Genomic DNA, 17,889 nt, shown 5'->3' with positions numbered 1-17,889 from the left:
ATATTCAGCGAATCGAAAATCAATCCGTAAAGTTTATGACGAATCTGGCAAGAGAGGCATAGCTTTTCTTTCTATAGCCATATGAGTTTATGGAATCAAAAAGACGAAAGTGATGATAAAGACGTTTCATTATAGAAAAATTGCTCAAGATGGATGTGCGCGTCGTGGCGAAATTATAACGGATCGTGGGTGTATTCGTACACCCGCATTTATGCCAGTTGGGACGGCAGGAACCGTTAAAGCTATGTATATGGATCAGATACGTGCTCTTGGTGCAGATATTATTTTGGGCAATACTTATCATTTAATGTTGCGTCCGGGGGCTGAACGCGTTGCGCGTTTAGGAGGCTTACATGAATTTTCACGCTGGTCTGGGCCTATTTTAACCGATTCTGGTGGATTTCAGGTTATGTCACTGGCGGGAATTCGTAAAATTACAGAACAGGGTGTGATTTTTCGCTCTTATGTTAATGGAGCGTACTATGAAATGAGTCCAGAGCGTTCCATCGAAATTCAAGAGCTTCTTAATGCTGATATCCAGATGCAGCTAGATCAGTGTATTGCATTACCTGCAAGTGAAAAAGAAATAGAAGCTGCTATGGAGCTTTCATTACGGTGGGCACAGCGTTGTAAAACAGCTTTTGGCGATCATCCAGGCAAAGCACTGTTTGGTATTGTTCAAGGCGGTGATAATATGAAACTGCGTGAACGTTCTGCCCAAGCATTAAAAGAGATGGATTTGAAAGGTTATGCTATTGGAGGGCTTGCTGTTGGTGAACCACAGAGCGTTATGACTTCTGTGTTGGATGCTACGTGTCCGATTTTGCCAGAGGATAAGCCACGTTATCTTATGGGAGTAGGGACGCCTGATGATATTTTACAAAGTGTTGCTCGTGGTATTGATATGTTTGATTGTGTTATGCCGACTCGTGCAGGGCGTCATGGTTTAGCTTTTACACGCTTTGGTAGAATTAATTTGCGTAATGCACGTTATGCAGAGGATCCATATCCTCTTGATTCACAGTCGCTTTGTCCTGCGGCAAATGATTATAGTTGCGCTTATTTACACCATTTGATCAAATCTGGTGAATCTCTTGGCGGTATGTTGTTAACTTGGAATAATCTTTTTTATTATCAGCAGCTTATGCAAGGAATTCGTGATGCGATTGAAAAAGGATGTTATGCTGATTTTTGTGCTGAAACACGTGCTTTATGGATGCAAGGGCGATAAGACATTGGTTGTTGAGAAATGTTTTTTAAAAGCATAAAATTGTACTGATTTGAAAGATGAATGCATAATTTTAACGGTTATATATTTTAATAGTAAACAGAAACTGTTACTCCGGTACGCGCTACCTGATCCGGAGATGAACAGTTTGCTTCTGTTTCTGATGATTGTTTAGATCAACAATGTTAATGAGGGGTTAGCGAACTCTTAAAGAAGTATGAAAACTGCATTTTTATAGGGTGCTTTGTGCTTTTTTCATTTGAAAATGAAGTTTTAACAAAAGATGTTTCATTTAGGAGTCGATGTGAAGGAGAGTGGGTCTGAATTAAATTCTAGAAAATGCAAACTGTTAATATTGTAAAGTGCTAAGCTTATTTTTTCTAGTAAAGACATTCTATTAACTGAAGTTTCATTTAAGTTACAGAATATTGCAACTGCTATGCAGTTAAAAAAATAAATTCTATTATGCTACTATGAGAAAACGAAAGATGTTGTTCTTTTCATTGTGGAAAATATTTTAATGCTTCATTGGAAGTTTTTAGGCATAGATGTAAGAAGGATTCGCGTTCATTTATGCTATATCACGGATATTTATGATTATAGTGTCACTATACAGAAATGATGACAATGAAGAATTCTCATAGGAAAAATATTCTTGCATCAGGAATTAATTCTAGCACACGGCGTTTGGCAATTTTAGCTCTTGCAGTGGGAAGTTTTGCTATTGGTACTGCAGAGTTCGTTGCAATGGGTTTACAGCCAGAGATGGCACGGAGTTCATCTATTGATATTCCTACAGCTGGTAAATATATTTCTGCTTATGCATTGGGAGTTGTGATTGGAGCACCTCTTTTAGCTGTTGCAACAGCTAAATTATCACGCAAAATTGTTCTCATAGGATTGATGTTTTTTTATGCGCTGGCAAATATTGCCAGTGCCTTTTTTTCTGATTTTAGCATATTAGTAGCGCTACGGTTTATCAGTGGTCTACCGCATGGTATCTATTTCGGGCTTGCAACGTTGGTTGCATCTTCAATGGTGGAAATGAATGAACGTTCCCAAGCTGTTGGTTATGTTATGCTGGGTTTAACAATTGCAACGGTTTTGGGAGCTCCAGGTGCAACTTGGATTGGTCAGCTTGTTGGTTGGCAGACTGCTTTTATTCTTGTAGGTGCTATTGCTTTATTATGTTGTTTGCTTGTTTGGAAGTTTTTGCCTTCGGGTTTGAGTCCTTCAAAAACAAGCCCTCTACGCGAACTGGGTGCATTGAAGAAAAAGCAGGTGTGGTTTCTCTTGACGATGGTTGCAGTTGGAGCATCGGGATTATTTTCTGTTTTTACTTATATTAAGTCAACATTAATGCATATTTCTGGTGTTCCACTTGATTGGGTGCCATTTATTATGCCGTTAGTTGGATTGGGGATGGTGGTAGGTAATCTTTTGGGACCTAAATTTGCAGTTAAAATTGGTACTTCACCGATGATATTTTTTTCTATGTTTTGGAGCGCGTCTGTTTTTTTTCTCTTTTTCTTTTTATCTTATACTCCATTAACGGCAGCATTAGGATGCTTTCTTGTTGGTACTTCTTTTGCAGCTATGCCGTCTATACAGACGAAAATCATGGATGTTGCTCTCCATGGACAGATTTTGGCAGGAGCGTTAATGCAATCTGCTTTTAATATTGCCAACGCTCTTGGAGCAGAATCTGGAGCATGGGTTTTGAATTTGGGATATAGTTATGAATATACTGCTGTTCTAGGAGGTATTTTAACTCTATGTGGATTATTGATTTTTTGCTTCTCGTGGTATGTGGAAAAGCGTGCTCAACCTTTTTTTCGTTATTGAGAGAAAAAACATTTTTTCGTTTGTCTAGTTATTTGATTGTCCTGTTGGATTTTTAAATATGCTATAGGAAACACGTAGAGCAAATGGAATACCAAGACAAAATAAAAGACCGATGAGAGTTGCAAGAAGAGTTTTTGCTGCTAAAATCATTCCTACTACCCCTCCAGGATTAAAGATTCCAGCTAAATTAGTGACTGTTCCTGCAAGTGTTGCGCTTAATGCCGCTGAAAATAGTTGTACAGAGGTAAGAGATTCGCTGGCACGTAAGGCGTCCTCATTGTTTGCACATTGCAAGATTCGTGTTAGCAAATGTGGCCATGCTATGCCAGCGCTAATCCCGATAGCAAACAATGCTAAGCAAATGATAAAAATATGTCCAGATGTGGAATCTTGTGTTGGAATGAGCCATAAAAGACTGCTTATGCCGAAAAGGCTTAATATAGGAGAATACACAATAACACTGCGAACTTTTTTTCCGGATACACCAGCACTGGATAGGGAACCACATGTCCATCCCAAGCTCATAAGTGATGCTATATAACCGGCAATAAGTGGGGTTTGTCCATGAAGTTCTTGAAGAAAAAGTGGAAAATAAAGCTCTATACTGTACACTACTGTCGTCATAACGAGTATCAATGCGTAAAGAGGAAAAAACTCAGAGGAGAAGGAAAAGGAGTTGCGTGGTAACATAGGATAAAACGTAGATGATTCGATCTTTGCTAGAACAAAAAGAAGACTCAATCCAATAAATAGCCCGCAGATTTTTGCAACTGTAGTATCTATAGCTCCCCCAGCAGAGATGATAAAAATCAATAAAATGAGTGTGAGAAGTTGTGCGAGGGGGAGTGAGGGTGTTGGAACAAAATTTTCATTTTCTTTTGGTAAAATTTTAAGGGCTATGAGCGAGAAAATTATTGCTAATGCACCAATGATCCAAAAGGATGCTCTCCATACGCTATAATACACAGAAATGCCACCGATAGCTGGTCCTAACAGGGTTGATATTCCCCACATTCCAGAAATAATACTCAATGCGCGCGACCAAACAGATGGACTGAAAACAATACGTACCATAGAATAGGATAGGGATAGTAAAGAACCGCTACCGAATCCTTGAACAAAGCGTCCTATTAAAAATAACGGCATATTTGGTGCGCTGCTGCACATAAAGGTTCCAACAGTAAAGATAAGCCCAGAGATAACATAAGCTCTGCGAGGACCTATTTTTCCTAATATTTTTGTTGCAAGTGAAGTACCAAGAAGTGATGCTGTAATAAAAACAGTCGCAACCCACGAATAATATAGCTCACCGCCAATGTCATTCATAAGAGAAGGCAAAATAGTAACAACAATGTAAACGTTGGTGGCATGCAACACAACACCGCCCGTAAACGTTAAAAAGTGAACACCATTCTTACCCAATAAAAGCGCAGACCAGTTTTGCTTTTTCACTGTTTTTGCTATTTAGTAAAGAGTTGACCTTTTTTATTTATAGGGCAGTTATCTGAATTTGCCAAGAGGAGATTCAAAGCCCTTCTTTCGCAGAGCTTTGAAATTTAAATAATATTACAATTTAATTATTCATTGCATTTTTAAGATTTTCATCAATTTTATCAAGGAAGCCTGTTGTAGAAAGCCATTTTTGTTTAGGTCCAATCAAAAGTGCAAGATCTTTGGTCATAAAACCTTCTTCAACGGTTTCAATACAAACTTCTTCTAATGTTTCGGCGAAGTTTTTTAATTTTTCGTTGTTATCTAGTTTAGCACGGTGCGCCAGTCCACGTGTCCATGCGAAAATGGAGGCAATAGAATTTGTTGATGTTTCTTCGCCTCTTTGATGCTGACGGTAATGGCGTGTTACTGTGCCATGTGCAGCTTCTGCTTCAACAATTCTACCGTCTGGTGTCATGAGAACAGAAGTCATGAGACCAAGGGAGCCAAAGCCTTGAGCAATGATATCAGACTGAACATCACCATCATAGTTTTTACATGCCCATACGTAGCCACCTGACCACTTAAGCGCAGAAGCAACCATATCATCAATTAAGCGATGTTCGTAATATAATTTACGATTTTCAAATTCAGCTTTAAATTCTGCATCAAATATTTCTTGAAAAATATCTTTAAAACGGCCATCGTAAGCTTTCAGTATGGTGTTTTTTGTTGAAAGATAAACTGGCAGATTCCGCTGTAGTCCGTAATTAAAAGATGCTCGGGCAAAGTCACGAATTGATTCATCAAGGTTATACATAGCCATGGCAACGCCTGAGCTTGGGGCGTCAAAAACGTCATGCTCAATAACTTGATTGTCATCGCCGACAAATTTAATACTTAATTTTCCTTTGCTAGGAAATTTAAAATCTGTTGCTTTATATTGATCACCAAAGGCATGACGTCCGATAATAATTGGTTTTGTCCAGTTAGGAACGAGGCGTGGAACATTTTTGCAGATAATAGGTTCACGAAAAATGACCCCTCCTAAAATATTGCGAATCGTACCATTAGGTGATTTCCACATTTTTTTTAGATTAAATTCTTTAACCCGTGCTTCATCTGGCGTGATAGTTGCACATTTTATACCAACACCATATTCTTTAATAGCATGAGCAGAATCGACAGTTATCTGATCATTTGTTGCATTTCGATTTTCGACAGAAAGATCATAATATTTGAGATCAATGTCGAGATAGGGGTGGATCAATTTATCTTTGATATATTTCCAGATGATACGGGTCATTTCATCCCCATCGATTTCAACAACGGGGTTTTCCACTTTTATCTTTATCATTAGAAGTCCTTTTTGTTTAAGTGATATTATTTTTTATAACACTTTCAAGTTTATTATGAAAAGTAAAAACAGGGATGATAGAGAGGCTTTTATGTATGTTATAATAAGCTATATCATAGGTGTATACTTTTATTGAGAAATACACGCTTTGAGTGAATCTTTACTGGTGATATAAGGTTTATTTATTTTTTGTTTGTGAAGTATTTTATATAGTTGTTTGATAAAATTATATTATTCTAATTTCTCTTACAGTTTTTGCGTTGTTGTGTAAGGTGAATAAGATTATGAATACTTTTGTATTGTCATTTCAATTGTAAGGGACCGTAACGTATTTATTTAGATGAAAATTCAATGTAATAAAGAGAAGCTGTCGTGGGAAATTGGTCCTATAAACCAAATTGTGGTTTAACTTTTTAGGATCCTTTATAAGCTTTTTACTCAAAATGACTTTAAAAGATTATAAATGATCGAGTGAAGTGTGGCTAAAAAACTTACAGTGTGTCCATTATGTTAATATAGCTTACAAATCCTAATTTATTAGAGAATAAAATTATCAAGAGATTTTATTTTCGATGAATTCTTACTTTTAATTATCAGTGCGCGCAGTAAGGCATTTTCTTTAAAAAGAGGAAATAAACCGTTCGCAGGGTAACTTTGATGATTCTTTTATGCAGACATATAAAAGTACACTAAAAAATGTTTTCTCTTCTTTATTGGTGTATTCCATATTTTTAAAAAATAGTGTAAAATCAACCTGTTAGCTAAAGAAAGAAAAACTTGGTACGCCCAAGGGGAATCGAACCCCTGTTTCCGCCGTGAAAGGGCGGCGTCCTAACCGCTAGACGATGGGCGCAAACCAATGATGAGGCTTATAGAGAGGATCTTTTTACTTCGCAAGCCCTCTATGTATTTTTTTTAAAAAAAACCTATTTTATTGAATTATTTTTAGGTGTGTTTCTTTGAAGAGTAAAAAAAATGACCACTTTTTTCTATTCATCTCTATGTAGTTGAATTAAGAGATTTGTAAAAGAGAATTAAAGCCTACCGTTTGGCTCTTCTGTATATCTGAACAAATTTTGTCTCAAAGCTTTTATGCATGAGGTGAATTAATGTAGATATACGCAACCGTAATTTGCCATGCTTTAAAGATGCTGTTGATGCGTTAATGCGAAGTATGTAGGTTTTGCAAATATTCTCATCCTTCTATATTTTCCAATATTTTGGGGTTGCATTGTGTACAAGTCGATTTATGATTTTTGTTTCGGTGTAAAGCTCTGTTGAGGTATATACAGGGGATGAGGATGTTTAGGTTAAGGGACAGATATTTCTAATAAAGTTCGAGCTATGTGACGGTAGCAAGATATGTGGTATTTCTGTTACACTTCATCATATCCCTCCTTTTAATTTATCATATGAAAGACTATTTTTGTTCCGATATTTATTGAATTAGATACTTTATATATAAATTTTGAAATTTTACCTTGAAAATGTCTGTAATAATTGAATTTATGGGTAAAACATCTTTTATGTTAGAAGAGAAGATAATTTTTTATGTGTATAAACTCTTATTAAAATTAAGGAGAACTTCTATTTAGCGTTACGATTGCTTTTAGAAATATTGTTTCCTTATGTTGTAGTTGTTTAAAAGATGTATAAAGAAGGACACAGTTAGTGATTGAAAGCTTTTTATGCTCATGGGAAATTTTAAATATCTAAATCCATAGTTTTTAATGTAATCTCTGATCTTTAAAAAAGATAAATATTGGTGTTCTTTAGAAGTTTTTATTAAACGAGCACTTGTTGTTGTACGAGAGGGATAATGGAGTTGAAAAGAACGGGGGCGTCTTTGAGTTGTGCTGATTTTAAGCAGCATTTAGGTTGATTTGCGTATCATTTAAATATTTTTTAGAGAAGACAGGGGTAAGCAGTTAAATAATGACAGAAACTTTGAAAGTGGGCATCGCGGGGCTTGGTACGGTTGGTACTTCAGTTATTAGAATTCTACGCGAGAAAGCTGATAGTTTAGCTTGCCAATGTGGGAGATCAATCAAAATTGTTGCTGTTAGTGCACGTGATAGAAGCCGTAATCGTGGAATTGATCTAAGTGATGTAAAATGGTTCGATTCCCCTGTAGATATGGCTGCTTCTGATGAGATTGATGTTTTTGTTGAATTAATTGGTGGTGAATTAGATGTCGTATATGAATCTGTTAAAAGGGCGCTTGGAGTGGGACACCATGTTGTTACTGCTAATAAAGCGCTTCTTGCTCGACATGGGGTGGAATTTGCTGTAAGTGCAGAAAAAAAAGGTGTTTTTCTTCATTTTGAAGCTGCCATCGGGGGGGGGATTCCTATCATCAAAGCTATGAGGGAATCTCTTGTCGCTAATCGCATATCGCGGATTTATGGTATTCTCAATGGAACTTGCAATTATATATTAACACGCATGTTTACTGAAGGACTTTCCTTTAAAGATTGTTTGGCAGATGCGCAGAAACTTGGTTATGCTGAAGCTAATCCCACTTTTGATATTGGAGGCCATGATACTGCTCATAAATTAGCTTTATTGACAAGTTTGGCATTTGGAACGGTGGTTTCGTTAGATGACGTTTATGTTGAGGGAATTAGTAATATTTCGCAAATTGATATCCGTGCAGCGGATGAATTAGGTTATCGGATTAAGCTTTTAGGAGTTGCATTAGAAACCGATTCTGGAATCGAGCAACGTGTTCATCCAACAATGGTACCAACATCTTCAATGATTGCACAGATTCACGGTGTAACGAATGCTCTTTCTATCCAAAGTGATTTATTAGGTGAATTACTGTTTTCTGGTCCTGGTGCTGGAGGAGCGGCAACAGCATCAGCGGTTATTGGCGATTTGGCTGACATAGCGAAAGCGCGTCCTGGTTTTCAGTATGCACCTGTTTTAAGAAGCCCTGCATTGGGGCTTTCTCCTCATAAAAAAGCACGTATTTCTCAACATGCAGGTGGTTATTTTATTCGTTTGAATGTTCATGATCGTGCTGGTGTTTTTGCGGCAGTTGCAAGGCATATGGCTGATAATCACATTTCATTAGAGTCAATTGTTCAAAGGTCTTTTGTAGAGAGTCAGATTATAAAAACAATCATTTTAATAACGCATGAAACAACGGAAGTGAATGTACGACAAGCACTTGCAGCAATTGAAAAAGATGGTCATCTTGTTGCAAAATCTCAATTTATTCGTATCGAACCTATGGCGTAGAATTGATCATTTGGTTTATAATGGCAAAGGGAGAAGCCTGAATGCTTTTTTCTCTTGTGGAAAGTTCTTATCTTTGCCAAAAGCTTTCTTCTTAATACTTAACAATAAATGCTAGTTTCTGCTAGCACTCATTCGGTAGGATTTTTATATGCCCACAACCCAGAAAATTTTAAATGGACTTGATCGTATTTTAACACTTGAATTGGTGCGTGTAACTGAACGTGCTGCTGTTGCAGCTGCGCGCTGGCGCGGGCGTGGTGATGAAAAGGCTGCTGATCAAGCTGCTGTAGATGCGATGCGTCGCGAACTTAATCGGTTGCCTATTGATGGTACAGTGGTGATTGGCGAAGGTGAACGTGATGAAGCTCCTATGCTTTATATTGGAGAGAAAGTAGGTCTTCAAAATGGGTTGGCAATTGATATTGCACTTGATCCACTTGAGGGAACGACGATTTGTGCTAAAAATCTTGCTAATTCCCTAGCGGTGGTTGCAATTGCTAAAAAGGGTAATTTACTTTATGCCCCTGATGTTTATATGGAAAAAATTGCTATTGGTCCTGGTTATCCAAAGGGGATTGTTGATATAGATGCCTCTCCTACGGATAATATTCACGCTCTTGCAAAGGCTAAGGGAGTTGCGGTTAATCAGGTAACTGTTTGTATTATGGATCGTCTTCGCCATGAAAAACTAATTAATGAAGTGCGAACAACGGGGGCGTCAATTCGTTTAATTGGTGATGGAGATGTTGCTGCCGTTATTGATACAACTCATCCAGATGAAACGGGTATTGATATCTACATGGGGATTGGGGGAGCACCAGAGGGGGTGCTAGCGGCTGCAGCCTTACGCTGTATTGGTGGGCAGATGCAAGGACGTTTGCAGCTTGATACAGAAGACAAAATCGCACGTGCGGCTAAAATGGGAATCGATAATCCCAATAAAGTTTATACAATGAAAGAAATGGCAAAAGGTGATGTGTTGTTTTCTGCAACGGGTGTAACGGATGGCAATATGCTTTCTGGTGTTAAATTTACCCCTCGTTATATCCAGACGGAAACTCTAGTGATGCGTTCACATACCGGCACAATCCGTAATATTAAAGCACAGCATAGGGATTATTCAAAATTTGATTAATGCTTTTCCCGTCGTAGTTACCTAAGAAATAAAAGAATATTGTTTTTTGAGAGCGTGCTTTCACAAAATTTTTAAGAGGACTTTACGGAAGCATTGATGATAGTTTAGAAATATCTTTTATTGTTATGAGAGCTGGACAGCATGCACCCAGCCATTTTTATCTTCTATATTGCCTTTTTGAAGGTCAACCAGTTGGGTGCGAAGTTGTTTCGTGATCTCACCAATCATTTCATTTCCAATAACGAACTCGCCACCTTTGTATTTGAAACGGCCAATTGATGTAATAACGGCTGCTGTACCACAGGCAAAGACTTCTTTAAGGTGACCACTCCGCGCATCTTCCTTGAGCGCTTCAAAAGAATAAGGACGCTCTTCTATTGTTAATCCCATCCGTTGTGCTAACTGTAAAATTGAATGACGTGTTATTCCTGGAAGGATAGTGCCATTAAGTGCAGGTGTTACAAGTGTATTATTTGCCATAATAAAGCAAACATTCATGCCGCCGAGTTCTTCAATCCACTTATGTTCAAGCATATCAAGGAAAAGCACTTGGCTACAATTATTTTGTGTTGCACTGTTTTGTGCAAGTAAGCTTGCTGCATAGTTGCCACCACATTTGGCAGCGCCTGTACCCCCTGGACCAGCACGGCTATAATCTGTTTCGATCCATACGCTAACAGATTTTTCTTCTCCTTTAAAATATGATCCAACAGGAGATGCTATGATACAGAAAATATATTCTTCAGAAGGGCGAACTCCCAAAAAGCTTTCATTGCCAAACATGAATGGGCGTATGTAAAGGCTTGCATTTGGAAGATCAGAAACCCACTTTTGATCAACTTTTACCAATTGATGAACCGCATCCAAAAAGATATCCTGTGGTAATTCCGGCATAGCTAAACGCTTAGCCGATTCTATAAAGCGTTGTGCATTGGCATCAGGGCGGAATAACAAAATGCGTCCGTCTTTTGCGCGATATGCTTTTAAACCCTCAAAAATTTCCTGCCCATAATGCAAAACGGTACTTGCTGGGTTAATCTCTAAAGGTTTGTATGGAGAAATAACGGCGTTATGCCAACCTTTGGATTCAGACCATTGAATGGTACACATGTGATCTGTAAAAAATTGACCAAACCCAGGATTTTTAAAAATTTCTTCACGGTTCCCGTCTGACAAAGGTGATGGGTGTTTTTCTATTTTAAACGGAAGCGATGATGTAGGAGATTTCATAAGTAAAACCTTTTGGGATGTGCTCTATTTCTAAGTGTTTTTTTATCATAAAAATAATGAGATACGTTTATTAAAACTCTATTACTAGTGTGTCATTTATGTCAATGACCTTATTATAGAATTAAAAGGAAGGACTCTTAAGAGATATTTTTGTTTCTATTTTATAATCCTTCTTCTCAATTTTATCATGTAATCTGGAACCTTTATACATAATTATCGTTTTTCAAAATAAGTGTCTGAATAATTTTATATGCATATCTTATAGCTTAAAGGCAAGGGCATTGAGAAAAGGAACTTACTATGATTGATAGAAATTACCACACATACGAGGAACGTATAGCTGCAGAAAAGAAAGACCGTGAACAGCGTAATTCGATTGGTAGAGGTATTCTTGCTATTCTTCTTGGACTCTTTATTATCTGGTTTATTTTTGGCTTTTTAGGATCTTTTTTTGAAAAATCTCCTGAGCATATCTCTCACTATAATACTACAGAACAAAATCAAATGATAACAAGTCCGAGGAAAGATTTAAATCCAACATCTCCAGTACCTTATACTTATAAAGGCACGAACTCACCTTTATCTCCTGAATAAAATTCTTCAGAGTAAAGAATCTAACCTAGCGTGAATCAAAGAATAAAATTACTTCACGTATATGAGCTAGAAAAATATAACAGAATTTTAACTCCTGAAGTTAATTAAATGGTATCACAATAAATAGTGCAGCGGTTTTTAAAGCCGTTGCATTATTTATTTAGCGTGTGATGAAGCAACTTCCTCCAGAATTTTTTATGTTTTCACAAAGGCTTATGGCGTCATTGCGATTTTGCGTTTGAATACGAACACGATAATAGGTTCCTTTTCCTGGTATGAGAGCAGACTGAATATTTAAAGGACGAGTGCCGATAAGGAATCCAAATCTAGACTTCATATTTTTCAAAGAATCTCTAGCTAGTGCTTGCGTTGGTTGAGATGCAAGTTGTACGTAATAACTTTCTGAATTTTGTGTGGCTACTTGGCTTGGTGATATTGGGTGAGAAGCAGCATGTGTTTGCGGTTCTGAATTTCTCTCTGCATGCGAAGGAATTGATATAACTTTTCCTTTAATACTAGAAGCAGAAGTATTCTCAGCTATTATTTTATCAATATCTCTCATGAGATTATCTTCTGTTGCTTTGTTATTTATATCGGAATCGTGCGAAGAAACAGAGGGAGAATCTGGAAGTTGATCTACAATAGTTTGATCAGTTTTTTCTTCTGTTTTATCAGAATTTTTTCTCTCTGTGTGATGCATTGGTGCCAGTACAACTGTGCCATCTTGGTTTACAATAACAGTCTGTACTTCTCGCGTTGGAATGGTGTGATTGACGGCTTCTGTCACGGCATCTTCAACGTCAGATTCATTAAGAGAAGAGGATGAAAAACTTGTAGATTTCTGTTGGTTTAATTCTGCTAAATTTTCAGGTTGTTCAGAATTATCAATAAGAGATTGTTGTGTGTTTTCTTGTTTTTCATTTTCTTCAGTTGTTTGTTTATAAATATCTAAATTATGTCCAACATCATTCTTCGTTTCAGTTGTTTCGTGTTTGAATTTGAAGGGCGTATTATCAGCATGGATAATGGGCGCATTTTCATTTTTTTGTGATGGCATAAAAAAGTAGGAATAACCAGAAAAACCAATTGCTATTAAAATGAGAAGAAGAGCACTCTTGGTAAGCATTTTACCAACAATAAAACTTTTTAAGGGAGGAGTGGCTGATACATGAGTAGGGATTTTATTTGCAGCTTTGTATGACGAATTCTCTGGAAAAGAGGAGGAATCATATCCCATATTGTCGGCGGGAAAATAGTTAGTATTTTGATCTTGAGAGTTTGTATATGCATCGTCTCTTGGATTTTGCATGGTTTGATGAAAGATTTCATTGAGGATTTCATTTTGCTGTTGTTGTTGCGAAGAATCCGCTTCTGTAATATTTCCTACATTGAATACATCAGCAAATTCTTCTTTTAAATTATCTGTCGGTACATCATATTCTGGGGCTTCATATGGGACTTCAGGGACCATAATTGGTCCAGTTTTTTCCACGATTTCCTCTGCAAATCTATAAGTATCAACATTTGGAGGAGGGGTATCCCTGTGTGCGTAATTATGAGAAAAAAAACTATCCTTTTGTATTGTATGAGGGATTTCTGAGGAGGGATGTATACTATTTAAATTGTTTTGATCAGAGATATTTTGAGCATTATTGATGTATTGGGCTTGAGTTTCACGATATTCTGGAATTTCTGCAGCATAAACTTCTTGTTCTAAGAATTTTTCTTCGTAAGACTGCGGATAATCGGCAGTATGGCTTTTTTGCGAAAAGCTTTTTAAATCAGATTGTTTGTCGATGTATGTTGAATCCAAAGATGATGGGAAATTACTTGCTGGTTCATTTCTAGCGGTGTTCTTTCTCTCTGAAAGAATATCAGAAGGTGAGAAAAACATGTTTGTATCCGTAGAAGGGAGAGGAACATCAGTATAATATTCTTTAACCCAATTTTCTTGATCATTTGAAACTTGAGATGGATGATTTACAGGAGTGTCGTGGAAGCTTTGATTATCGTCATAATTTCGTTGTATATTAGGGGTATCTGCTTGTTGTGAGGCTGTTTGTGAAAAACGGTTGGATTGTTCAGCCAGTTCTGTAGTGACACCTTTATTATTGCGTTTATCAGTTTCATCAAAAAAGAATTTTTCTGATTGTATACTAAAATCGCTTTCTTCAAAAAAAGAGTCGCTACTGATTGGTGTAGCACTATTTTGAGGTGATTGATTCTTTTGAATAGGTAATGGGGAAAGTGAGTCTAAAATTTTTTCCTCATCATGACTTATAGGTAAAGAATGTGCTTCTTCAGACAAAAAACCACTTTTTTCTCGATAGTTAAAAGAAGTAGTTGGTGTAACGTTTGAAGTTTGCTCATGGGTGGCTGTGTGTAAACTCTGTTGCTTTTTTTGATCATCAAATGGCAAGTTATGCGTTAAACTATTTTCAAGCTCTGTTTCTAGAAAGGATAAATCAAAGTCGTCATCATGAGATAAAGTTTTAGGGGGATGAGGTACTGATCGATCAGTTTGTAAAGAAGATTGATCGTTTTGGTTTTCGTTTTGTTTGTACGGATGAAAAATTCGTGTAAGCCTCTCTAAAGGATCATGGTGTTCATGAACTTTTTTCATTTCGTGCGGATTTTTGCGATCGTTATCGCTCATAGCTTTTCTCACATGATGATTTGCATTCGCGTGCAATAAAAAATGGTTAATTTTAATGTATTATATTTTGAAATTATAAAATTTCCCCCTCCTATGACAAGGATATATGAAAAAGTTTATCAATAAAGTACTTATTTTATGTATTTAGAGAACTTTTTCAACGCATTTCTGTTGATGCTTCTACTCCTACAATTGTAAGTCCTGATGATAAAATATTCATGATAGCTTGTATTAATCCCAGTCTGGCAAGTGATAGCTCCTTGTCACCGGGCTGAATAAAGCGTAAATAGGGATTGTTACTCCCTTTATTCCAATGAGCATGAAAATTGGAAGCAAGGTCATAGAGATAAAACGCCAATCGATGTGGTTCTTTATGAATTACAGCTTGTTCGATGATGCGTGGATATTCAGTAAGTTTGCGTATTAGGGATATTTCATTATCATCTGTTAATCTCTTAAGGTGGAGGATCATTGTATCTTTTGAAAAATTTTTAATATGAAGGGATTCTTGCGCTTGACGAAAGACTGAGTGACAACGTGCATTTGCATATTGTACGTAAAAGATAGGATTATCTTTTGATTGTTCTGTTACTTTCGCAAAATCAAAATCAAGAGGTGCTTCACATTTACGGTATAGCATCATAAAACGCACAGGGTCACGACCTACTTCTTCCACAACATCACGCAAGGTTACAAATGATCCTGCTCTTTTTGACATACGCACAGGCTGATCGTTGCGAAAGAGCCTTACTAATTGACATAAGAAAACACTCAATTTGGCTTTATCGCCAGAAATCGCTTTTGCCATCGCTTCTAGCCGCTTTACATAACCAGCATGATCTGCACCTAAAATATAAATCATTTCATCAAAATGACGATTGAATTTATCATGGAAATAAGCAACATCAGCAGCAAAATAAGTGTAAGAACCGTCAGATTTGACTAAAACACGGTCTTGATCATCTCCAACATCTGTTGAACGGAACAAAGTTTGTTCGCTTGGTTCCCAGTCTTCTGTGTTCTGCCCTTTTGGTGGTGGGAGCTTGCCTTTGTAAATATAACCATTTAAAGTAAGGTCATTAATTGTGTTACGAATAGCACGCGCATTATCTGCATAAAGCATACGCTCAGAAAAAAAGATATCGTGATAAATATTAAGAGCAGCCAAATCTTCGCGAATCATTGACATCATTGCATGAATAGCACGCTCTTTCACGATAGCTAAAGCTTCATTTTTATCCATAGTGAGTAATTTATCGCCAAATTCTTGAACAAGCGATTTTCCCAATGGAATCAAATATTCACCAGGATAGAGTCCTTCTGGAATTTCATTAATTTTTTGTCCAAGAGCTTCGCGGTAACGCAACAGTACGGAGTGGGCGAGCACTTCAATTTGTTTACCAGCATCATTGATGTAATACTCTTTTGTAACGTTATAGCCGACAAATTGTAGCAAATTGCAGAGAACATCCCCAACAACAGCACCTCGGCAATGTCCCACATGCATCGGTCCTGTAGGATTTGCTGATACATATTCAACATTGATGCGTTTGCCCTGGCCCATTGGTATACGACCGTAGGAGACTCCTAATTCAAGCATGGATTTTATTGCATCTTGCCAAAATGATTTTGTAAGCTTGATGTTGATAAAACCAGGACCAGCAACATCAATACAATCGATAAAGGGATCATTTTTGAGAAGTTCTACGATCTTTTCTGCAAGTGCACGGGGGCTCAGTCCAATAGACTTTGCAAGCACCATAGCAGCATTGGTTGATAAATGTCCGTGTGAAGAATCACGTGGGGGGTCAACGGTGATTTTTGATAAATCTAAATATTCTCCATTTTTTCCTTTTATATCAGATAGTTCAAGTGATTTTTTAATTTTTTTTTCGAAGTTTTTAAAGACATTCATATTCAACTTCCATCATGGTATTCAAAAGCAATTAAATGAAATTACCTGTATGGTCAAATAAACGGTGATATTCGCGTAGAGCATAGTGATCGGTCATACCTGATAGAAAGTCAGCAATAAGACGTGCTAACTCTTGATTCGTCAAGTGAGCTGTTTTGCTGCACCAGCTTTCAGGCATTGTATTTGGATTTTCATAATAACAGTCGAATAATTTTTGTACAATGCATTTTGCTGCATTGCGACGGCTGAGGACTTGATCATGGTAATAAAGATTTTTAAACAGAAAGTCTTTTAGTTCTTTTTCATAAACGCTCATTGTGGGCGAAAAGGTAATAATGGTTTGTTTTGCTTGGTGAACATCCTTTATGCTTGTTGGTTTGAGACGAGTTAAGTTTTCTTGTGATTGTTTGATAACATCTTCAACCATGGTTGTTATCTGTCTTCGTACAAGTGTGTAACCGCGCCGATCTTGATCGAGTTGTGGATGTTCATCTGTTATATCTTTTAATAATGCTGCTGTCAGTGAAATATGTTCGAACTGATCGAGTGTTAAAAATTGCGAACGTAAACCATCATCGATATCATGCGCATTGTAAGCAATATCATCAGCAATAGCAGCACATTGTGCTTCTAGACCAGCAAAACAGTCTAGCTCAAGATCCTGCTTTGCATTGTATTGTAGAATATCGATTGGAACATCTTTGCTGTTTGCATAGGGACCTAAAAGGGGACCATTATGCTTTACAAGTCCTTCGAGTGTTTCCCAAGTAAGGTTAAGTCCATCAAAATTTGCATAACGCTGTTCCAGCTTTGTGACAATGCGTAACGCTTGTACATTATGGTCAAAACCGCCATAAGGTTTCATTGCTTCATTAAGGGCATCTTCTCCTGCGTGGCCGAAAGGCGTATGCCCAAAATCGTGAACAAGAGCAATCGCTTCGGCAAGGTCTTCATCAAGACAGAGTGCACGGGCTAATGTTCGTGCAATTTGAGAAACCTCTATTGAGTGTGTCAGTCGCGTACGATAATGATCGCTTTCATCAGCAATAAACACTTGAGTTTTATGTTTAAGGCGCCGAAATGCGTTAGAATGAATAATACGATCTCTGTCTCGTTGAAAAGGTGATCGCATAGTATTCACAGTTTCATGGAATAATCTACCACGGCTTGTTTGCGGGTTAGCACTATAGACCGCCCGAGATTGGTAATTGAAATTGATATTATTTATATCCATTGCAAGCTGTCCATTCTC

General features: G+C 37.2%; 11 protein-coding genes and 1 tRNA gene. 5 read left to right on the top strand and 7 right to left on the bottom strand.

The genetic code is table 11. The features are described from left to right. The first annotated feature begins 112 nt into the window (after positions 1 to 112). A complete protein-coding gene (tgt, locus tag J7R13_RS04630) occupies positions 113 to 1,231 on the top strand; it encodes a tRNA guanosine(34) transglycosylase Tgt (protein ID WP_208437682.1) in 1,119 nt (372 codons plus the stop codon). Between the two features lie 615 nt (positions 1,232 to 1,846). Beyond that, a complete protein-coding gene (locus J7R13_RS04625) occupies positions 1,847 to 3,073 on the top strand; it encodes an MFS transporter (RefSeq protein WP_208437681.1) in 1,227 nt (408 codons plus the stop codon). Between the two features lie 24 nt (positions 3,074 to 3,097). Here J7R13_RS04625 and J7R13_RS04620 read toward each other — a convergent pair whose 3' ends face one another. From J7R13_RS04620 to J7R13_RS04610, 3 genes are all read right to left on the bottom strand, one after another. Next, positions 3,098 to 4,525 (bottom strand): MFS transporter, encoded by a 1,428-nt coding sequence (locus tag J7R13_RS04620; protein WP_208437680.1) that lies wholly within the window; start codon positions 4,523 to 4,525, stop codon positions 3,098 to 3,100. A gap of 121 nt (positions 4,526 to 4,646) precedes the next feature. Further along, on the bottom strand, positions 4,647 to 5,861 hold the full coding sequence (locus tag J7R13_RS04615) for an NADP-dependent isocitrate dehydrogenase (protein WP_208437679.1): 1,215 nt from the start codon (positions 5,859 to 5,861) through the stop codon (positions 4,647 to 4,649). A gap of 778 nt (positions 5,862 to 6,639) precedes the next feature. Continuing rightward, positions 6,640 to 6,714: transfer RNA gene (locus J7R13_RS04610), tRNA-Glu, on the bottom strand. 1,082 nt (positions 6,715 to 7,796) lie between these two features. Here J7R13_RS04610 and J7R13_RS04605 point away from each other — a divergent pair. Next, on the top strand, positions 7,797 to 9,107 hold the full coding sequence (locus J7R13_RS04605; RefSeq protein ID WP_208437678.1) for a homoserine dehydrogenase: 1,311 nt from the start codon (positions 7,797 to 7,799) through the stop codon (positions 9,105 to 9,107). 148 nt (positions 9,108 to 9,255) lie between these two features. Continuing rightward, a complete protein-coding gene (gene glpX / locus J7R13_RS04600) occupies positions 9,256 to 10,242 on the top strand; it encodes a class II fructose-bisphosphatase (protein ID WP_208437677.1) in 987 nt (328 codons plus the stop codon). Between the two features lie 123 nt (positions 10,243 to 10,365). Here the strand turns inward: glpX and J7R13_RS04595 are convergent, their stop codons facing one another. Beyond that, complete coding sequence (locus J7R13_RS04595; protein WP_208437676.1) at positions 10,366 to 11,472, bottom strand: branched-chain amino acid aminotransferase; 1,107 nt, start codon at positions 11,470 to 11,472, stop codon at positions 10,366 to 10,368. Between the two features lie 300 nt (positions 11,473 to 11,772). On the opposite strand from J7R13_RS04595, the gene J7R13_RS04590 reads away from it, so the two are divergent. Beyond that, entirely contained in the window at positions 11,773 to 12,066 is a 294-nt protein-coding gene (locus tag J7R13_RS04590; protein ID WP_208437675.1) for a hypothetical protein, read from the top strand. A gap of 160 nt (positions 12,067 to 12,226) precedes the next feature. Here J7R13_RS04590 and J7R13_RS04585 read toward each other — a convergent pair whose 3' ends face one another. The 3 genes from J7R13_RS04585 to J7R13_RS04575 all read right to left on the bottom strand — a co-directional run bounded on the left by J7R13_RS04585 (position 12,227) and on the right by J7R13_RS04575 (position 17,871). Beyond that, the gene (locus J7R13_RS04585; protein ID WP_208437674.1) at positions 12,227 to 14,722 is read right to left on the bottom strand and encodes an SPOR domain-containing protein; all 2,496 of its coding nucleotides are present in this window, start codon (positions 14,720 to 14,722) and stop codon (positions 12,227 to 12,229) included. A 157-nt stretch (positions 14,723 to 14,879) separates the two neighbouring features. Beyond that, complete coding sequence (gene argS, locus J7R13_RS04580) at positions 14,880 to 16,637, bottom strand: arginine--tRNA ligase (protein WP_208437673.1); 1,758 nt, start codon at positions 16,635 to 16,637, stop codon at positions 14,880 to 14,882. A 31-nt stretch (positions 16,638 to 16,668) separates the two neighbouring features. Beyond that, a complete protein-coding gene (locus tag J7R13_RS04575; protein WP_208437672.1) occupies positions 16,669 to 17,871 on the bottom strand; it encodes a deoxyguanosinetriphosphate triphosphohydrolase in 1,203 nt (400 codons plus the stop codon). Between the last annotated feature and the right edge of the window lie 18 nt (positions 17,872 to 17,889).

It is taken from the genome of Bartonella taylorii 8TBB, assembly GCF_902825155.1.
In the GTDB taxonomy this organism is placed as follows: Bacteria; Pseudomonadota; Alphaproteobacteria; order Rhizobiales; family Rhizobiaceae; genus Bartonella; species Bartonella taylorii_A.
This window is presented reverse-complemented; position numbering and strand designations above follow the sequence as displayed.